Source organism: Jatrophihabitans lederbergiae (assembly GCF_031845305.1).
GTDB lineage: Bacteria > Actinomycetota > Actinomycetes > Mycobacteriales > Jatrophihabitantaceae > Jatrophihabitans_A > Jatrophihabitans_A lederbergiae.
Map to the genome: position 1 here is coordinate 1 of NZ_JAVREH010000097.1, position 6,666 is coordinate 6,666.

Annotated in this window: 7 protein-coding genes and 1 pseudogene; 4 read left to right on the forward strand and 4 right to left on the reverse strand. The window is 68.9% G+C overall.

Annotated features, from left to right (window positions below):
* Nucleotides 1-357: alpha/beta fold hydrolase (locus RM423_RS23755; protein ID WP_311425520.1), on the forward strand; the 357-nt coding region annotated here is incomplete at its 5' end.
* Between the two features lie 389 nt (nucleotides 358-746).
* Here the strand turns inward: RM423_RS23755 and RM423_RS23760 are convergent.
* Complete coding sequence (locus tag RM423_RS23760; RefSeq protein WP_311425521.1) at nucleotides 747-1,316, reverse strand: TetR/AcrR family transcriptional regulator; 570 nt, start codon at nucleotides 1,314-1,316, stop codon at nucleotides 747-749.
* An 83-nt stretch (nucleotides 1,317-1,399) separates the two neighbouring features.
* On the opposite strand from RM423_RS23760, the gene RM423_RS23765 reads away from it, so the two are divergent.
* Both RM423_RS23765 and RM423_RS23770 read left to right on the forward strand, forming a co-directional pair.
* A complete protein-coding gene (locus tag RM423_RS23765) occupies nucleotides 1,400-2,308 on the forward strand; it encodes an SDR family oxidoreductase (protein WP_311425522.1) in 909 nt (302 codons plus the stop codon).
* A 99-nt stretch (nucleotides 2,309-2,407) separates the two neighbouring features.
* Nucleotides 2,408-3,250 (forward strand): enoyl-CoA hydratase/isomerase family protein, encoded by an 843-nt coding sequence (locus tag RM423_RS23770; protein ID WP_311425523.1) that lies wholly within the window; start codon nucleotides 2,408-2,410, stop codon nucleotides 3,248-3,250.
* A gap of 200 nt (nucleotides 3,251-3,450) precedes the next feature.
* Here RM423_RS23770 and RM423_RS23775 read toward each other — a convergent pair whose 3' ends face one another.
* Nucleotides 3,451-3,885 (reverse strand): Rrf2 family transcriptional regulator, encoded by a 435-nt coding sequence (locus RM423_RS23775; protein WP_311425524.1) that lies wholly within the window; start codon nucleotides 3,883-3,885, stop codon nucleotides 3,451-3,453.
* A 78-nt stretch (nucleotides 3,886-3,963) separates the two neighbouring features.
* On the opposite strand from RM423_RS23775, the gene RM423_RS23780 reads away from it, so the two are divergent.
* A complete protein-coding gene (locus RM423_RS23780; protein ID WP_311425525.1) occupies nucleotides 3,964-4,827 on the forward strand; it encodes an SDR family oxidoreductase in 864 nt (287 codons plus the stop codon).
* Nucleotides 4,828-5,371: 544 nt separating this feature from the next.
* Here the strand turns inward: RM423_RS23780 and RM423_RS23785 are convergent.
* Nucleotides 5,372-6,010, reverse strand: coding sequence for a LysE family translocator (locus RM423_RS23785; RefSeq protein ID WP_311425526.1), 639 nt, complete (start codon nucleotides 6,008-6,010; stop codon nucleotides 5,372-5,374).
* A gap of 158 nt (nucleotides 6,011-6,168) precedes the next feature.
* Nucleotides 6,169-6,666 (reverse strand): annotated as a pseudogene (locus RM423_RS23790) (hypothetical protein); the annotation flags it as partial.

The following is a 6,666-nucleotide window of genomic DNA, read 5'->3' on the forward strand; positions in this document are numbered from 1 at the left end:
GACGAGTCGACGGCCCGAGCGCGCGACCACATCCTCACCGCCACCCCGCTCAGCGACGACCTCAAGGCCCAGATCGCAACAGACTCCCGGTCCAGCACCGACGCCGCCCGCAGCGAGTGGCCGCTGCGCGGCATCGCCGAGGACATCTCGGCGCACACCCAGCTGGTGAACGTCGCGACCCTCGTCATCGCCGGCGAGAACGACCCCATCGAGCCGGTGCAGGTGCTACGCCACAACCTGCTCCCCTACCTCTCGCATGCGCAGTTCATGCTGATCCCACGCACCGGGCACCTCATCCCCCTAGAGGCTCCAGCAGAACTGGCCGACGCCATCTCCCACTTCTCGCCGGCCACCTGACCCACGTCCACCGCGCAGCGCGGCCGGTGGAGCAGGACACCGCTCACGACCCCTCCGGCAGTTAGTTGCCCGCAGGGCGTCCTACACCGGCGGCGGCAGTTCCCGCGAGGGTCGTCGCCGCCGCCTTGATTCCCGTCCGGGGCGGCAGTGTGCTGTCGGCGAGGGTCTGTCGCTGGCTCCTCTGCCGAGCAGCGAATGGTGTGGCTAAGCGCAGCCGCCCCGATGCTCCATCTCCTTAGGTTGGCAGGGCGGGAGAACGGGGTCGAGGCCACGGACGTCGCGTGGCCGCTGGCGACGCTTCAATAGCCGGGCGGGCTCCGGAACGGTCTCGAGGTGGTGGAACTCGTCGATCGTGATCGCACTCGACTCGCTGGTCGGGGCGGCAAGTCCTATGCGTTGTGCTGGGCGTCGACGAGCAGGTCCAGGTCGGCGAATGCGCTGGTCAGCAGGGAGGGGTAGCCGTGCGGTGAGCCTGCGAGCCACTCGCGCCGCACCCGGTTGAGCACCCCGATGCCGCAGGCGGCGGCCAGGAAGGCCAGGGCTGGCGGGACGTCGCGTCGTTCGAGCGCGCTGGCCATGACCTCGGTGAGGTGGGCGAGCTTCATGGCGCCCCTCTCACGCAGCTCCGGCGTCCTGGAGATCACGCTGTGCCGGCGCTGCTGCAGGGCGAGGTCGCTCTCGAACAACGGGACCAGGGACAGGAAGGCGTGGCGCAGCACCGCCAGCGGCGCCAGGTCCGGTGCGCTCGCCACCGCATCGACCAGCGCAGTGTCCAGGGCGGCTTGCCCGTCGAAGAGCACCTCCCGCTTGTCCGGGAAGTGGCGGAAGTAGGTGCGCTCGGTGACGCCGGCCAACGTCGCGACCTCGGCGGCCGTCGTCCGGTCGAACCCGCGCTCGGCGTACAGCTGCAGAGCCGCATTCTGTAGACGTTGGCGGACGTTCTTCCTGCTGCCGGCCATGCGGGCAGCGTAACCGACCATCGACAGGCACTGACATTCAGGAGTATTGTCAGTGACTGTCAATCCCAATTCCTGGAGGTTCCATGCACGTCTTCGTGACCGGCGGCACCGGCCAGACCGGTCCTGCCATCATCGCCGAGCTGGTCGGCTCGGGTCACACCGTCACCGGCCTGGCGCGCTCGGACGCGTCGGCGGCCCGGTTACAGGCGCTCGGCGCCACAGCGCTGCCCGGATCCATGGAGGACCTGGACACCCTGACGGCTGGCGCATCGCGATCCGACGGCGTCGTGCACATGGCCAACGGCGGCGACTTCCGCGACCCGCAGAGCATGACCCGGCGCGAGGTCGCCGCGATCCGGGCTCTCGGACAGGGGCTCGTCGGCACCGGCAAGCCCCTGGTCACCACCTCGGGCACCCTGGTGATGCCAGCCGGCCGGGTCAGCACCGAGCAGGACCCGGCCGACCCCACCTCGATCGGCAGCCTGCGCATCCCAGGGGAGCAGGCGTGCCTGAGTTTCACCGAGCGGGGCGTGCGGGCTGTCGTGCTCCGGCTCGCTCCGACCGTGCACGGCCCCCGTGACCACGGGTTCATCCCCATGCTCATCGCCGCGGCCCGCGCGACCGGTGTCTCGGCGTATGTAGAGGACGGGACGAACCGCTGGCCGGCCGTCCACCGGCTCGACGCGGCCGACCTCTACCGGCTCGCCCTGGAGAAGTCCCCCGCCGGCCAGGTCGTGCACGGAGTCGGCGAGGACGCGGTTCCGTTTCTCAGCATCGCCAAAAGGATAGGTGAACAGCTCGGTGTCCCAGTCAGGTCGGTTCCGGCCCAGGACGCCGGCGAGCACTTCGGCAACCCGTTCATGGCTCGGGTGTTCGGCACCGACGCACCCGCGTCCAGCCAGCACACCCAGCAGCTGCTCGGCTGGACACCGGACCACCGCACCCTGCTCGACGACCTCGAGCAGGGCGACTACTTCACCACGCCAGGCTGACCCGCGCCCTCGACCACAGCCGCCACACAGCGAAGGCGCGTGCCACCGGCCTTCCCCCACCAGCAGCCCACAATCAACGACCACGAGAGAAGGCACGTCATGCCCATCGAGGACCTGCGTCCCAGCATCGACTGGGGCAAGTACCAGACGCTCACGCTCGAGCGGCGCGCCGACGGCGTCCTGCTCATCACCGTCGCTGAACCTGAAGGCCAGCCCGCTGGCACTCTGGTCCGGCGCCACACGGAGATCAGCTCGATCTGGCGCGACTTCGGCGACGACCCGGAGTTGCGCGTCGCCGTCATCACCGGCCGCGGCGACAAGTTCTGGACGGTCGAGGGCACCGACGGCCTCGACGAGATGCTGGCGAACACCGGGAACTACGACCTCACCGTCAACCTGATCCGCGAGGGCCTGGTCAACGCGCACAGCATCGTCAACTGCGACAAGCCGATCGTCTCCGCCATCAACGGCGAAGCCATGGGCTCCGGGCTCGCGACCGCCCTGCTCGCCGACATCAGCGTCGCCGCGACCGACGCCCGGCTGATCGACGGGCACCTTCTGCAGGGGATCGCCGCGGGCGACCACTCGGTGATGATCTGGCCACTGTTGTGTGGGCTGGCAAAGGCTAAGCTCTACCTGCTCGCCTCGCAGGACCTTACCGGCGAGGTCGCCGAACGCATCGGCCTAGTGAGCGTCGCCGTCCCGCCCGGCGACGTCCTCGACACGGCCCTGGGCATCGCGCACCGCATGGCGGCCGGCCCACAGCACGCCGTCCGCTGGACCAAGCGCTCGCTCAACCACTGGCTCCGCACCGCGACCCCCGCCTTTGAGGCCTCCCTCGGCTTCGAAGCGCTCAGCTTCTTCGGGCCCGACCTCGTCGAAGCACTCAAGGCACAGGTCGAAAACCGCTCACCGCGATTCGGTGCACCACTGGCCTGGTAGGCGGATAGGTTGGCCGGGACTGCTGCGTCGGTCGCGGGCGGCCGTCAGGGCAGCGGCGCGGCCAGATCGCTACGCCTTCCCGCGCGGATAGGACTTCGTGCTCGGCGAGGCGTGGCTCGACGCGTCACTGCCCCGCCGACGGTGATCCGCGTTGATGTCGTCACGGGAACGGCAGGCGGAAGGGCGGGACCTCGCGGTCGTCATCGGACCAGACTCGCAGCATCGCCCCCGACGAGATCGTGCACGGTATGCCGGTCGAGTTCGCGCACCAGTCCGTCGACGACGACGCGATCGAGGGCGACCAATGAGTCCTGAACGCTCCGGCCGACCGGGCAGTCCGGATTCGGCCGGTGCACTCCGAGCACGGGGTCGACACCGTGCAGGATCCGCCACACCTGACCCAGGGTGATCGCCGATGCATCCGCCGCGAGCTCCCAGCCCCCATGAACCCCTGGCCGCGAGGCCACCAGCCCGGCCTGGCGCAGCGGCCCCAGCACCCGTCGTACGTGCACGGGGTTGACGTTGGCACTGCGCGACAGCTCGTCGGAGCTGACGGCGTGGCCCTCCGGCACACCGGCCAGGTAGGTCAACACGTGTACGGCGACGGCGAATTGAGTGTTCATGCCACCGGTCATCAGCCCATCTTGCCATATCGCAACCGCGCTGGTTACAGTTTGATTTCGCCATCACTCCTGCTACGAATTGGACCCGCCATGACCATCGCCGTCACCGGAGCCTCCGGAGCGCTCGGCCGAGTCGCCGCAGAGGTCGTCCTGCAGAGCACGGACCCGGCTAACGTCGTTCTGACCACCCGCAACCCGGACTCGCTCGCCGACTTCGCCGCCCACGGCGCGAGCGTCCGACGGGCCGACTTCTCCGACCCGGCGAGCCTTGCGACCGCGTTCGCGGGTGTCGACAAGCTCCTGCTGATCTCCACCGATGCCGGCGGCGCGCGCCTGAACCAGCATCTCGCCGCGATCTCGGCCGCCTCGCAGGCCGGTGTGCGCCACATCGCCTACACCTCGGTCCCCCAGCCGATCTCGGCGAATCCCGCGCTGGTCGTCGCTGACCACGCTGCGACCGAACAGGCGATCAAGGACAGCGGCATGGCGTGGACGATGCTGCGCAACAACCTCTATACGCACATGCAGGTACCCGGCATCGAGCACGCCGCCGCGTCCGGCCAGTGGGTGGCCAACAGCGGTGCTGGAGCTGCGGAGTACGTAACCCGCGAGGACTGCGCAGCGGTCGCCGCAGCGGTACTCACCCAGGACGGTCACGACAACCACGTGTACGACATCACCGGACCGCGGGCGTGGAGCGCAGCCGACCTCGCCGCGCTCGCCGGCGAAATCGGTGACCGAGAGATACAGCTGGTGCAGGTCGACGACGAGGCCTACCGGGACGGCCTAGTAGTTCAGGCAGGGCTCCCGCAGGCCGTCGCCGGACTCCTCACGTCCTTCGGTGCATCGACCCGCGGCGGCTTCCTCGCCGACGTCAGCCCGACCGTCGAGCACCTGACCGGTCGGCCGGCCACCGAACTGGACACTGTCGTCCGCTCGACACTGAATGTCTGACCTCGTCGAGCGGCAGCACGCACGCGTGTATCAGCGGTCTACGAGGAGCTTACTTCGGGTAGCGACCGCGAGCCCATGACGCCGAGGGCGTCGCTGAGCGGTCCCGGCACGAGCTGCCGGCGGCCAGGCCGACAAGGAGCTCGTCACGGTGACCTGCGTGGCCGACCTGCCCAGGTCAGTGGCAACCTGGGCAGGCCTGGCGCAGGCGTCGGTCGGCAGCGGTCCGAGCGCGGCTTGGCCGCCCAGGATGATGACTACTACGGCAATGGATCGCCATGGGAATCCCACTGCTGTTTGGCGTCGCGATCTATACCGTTCCGCCCCGCCCGGCACGCTGGTGGTGCGCGCCACACAGCTCACGATGCTCCGGCACCTGCCACCGATGGCCGGCTACGACCTCGAACCGCCGGTGAAGAACGGCCCCGCCGAGCTGGCCCAACTCGCACAGCTCAAGATCCACACCAACGTCGCGGTCAAAGCGTCTGGAGGCACGGCCCGAACGAGACACTGTGAGTTGAGCTGGCAGGGCTGTCGAAGGGACACGTCAGTCCGACCGCCCGGTCGCGGCCACGGACGCGCCCAAGCCGATCATCGACAGGCCTCCCAAACGCGCGATGGCACGGGCGCGCCCAGGCGTGTTGGACAGCCAGACGCGGGCTCGACCGGCGGCTAACGCCCACGCGGTGTCGGTGACCAACCCCACCGTCAGTGGTACCAGGGCAAGTACCAGCATCTGGCTGCTGACATGACCGGCATCTCGGTTGACGAACTGCGGCAGGATCGCGGCGAAGATGATGAACACCTTGGGATTGGTGACGCCGACCACCACGCCGGTGCGTACCGCGCGCCAGGTGGTCGGTGGCGCGCCAGACGCCGGTGAGGTCAGCGACGAGGCGGCGCTGTGGCGAATAGCCTGCACGCCCAACCACACCAGGTAGGCCGCCCCGGCGAACTTGATCGCTGAGAAGAACAGCTCTGAACGCTGTAGCACAGGGCCTAGGCCGAGTGCGATGCACACGGCGGCGACGTACGAGCCGGCGCTGTTGCCCACGACGCTGGCCAGGACCGTGCGGCGGCCGTAGCTGAGAGCGCGGCCGATGACGAACAGCACGCTGGGCCCAGGGACGACGATGAGCAGCCCACACGCCAGCGCCAACCCGAGGACCTGCGTCAGAGAAACCACAGCCGCAATTATCCACCCTGCGCCGCTATTCGCCCCCAATGACAACGGCGTCAAGCGAGCGCGTGGCCGATAGCTGGCCGATGTTGTCAGGCAGCGAGCCGCTCCTTGCAGCGTGATCTTGATAGACCCCGCCGGGCCCCGCGGCGGGGGCGTTTTCCTCAAGCTGCCGAGCGATAGATAGCTGTGGCCAGGTGTGCGAACGAGCGGACGAGCGGGTTGGCGTCGGCGCTGTTCCAGGCCACGACGAGGCGACTCGGTGGCATGTCGGCCAGCGGAACGGATGTCAAACCGTCGGGTAGCGCGTCAGCGAGGGGAGTCAGCCCGATCGTGCCGTTCCAGAGAACGGCCTGCAGGCACTCGTGGACGGTACGCACCACCGGACCATCCCGCAGCCCACCGGCCGGTACTGTGCCGTTTGAGAGCGTTCCGTCTGAGAGCGTGCCGTTTGGGAGCGTTCCGTCTGAGAGCGTGCCGTTTGGGAGCGTTCCGTCTGAGAGCGTGCCGTCGGAGGGGGTGCGGTGTGAGGGATTGCCGTTCCAGTAGGCGCGCCAGAGGGAATCGGTTCCCTCAGGCAGTTGGAACCACCGCCGATCGGCAAGGTCGCGCAGGTGCAGGGTGTCGCGTCGGGCGAGCGGGTCGTCGGTGCGCAGGACCAC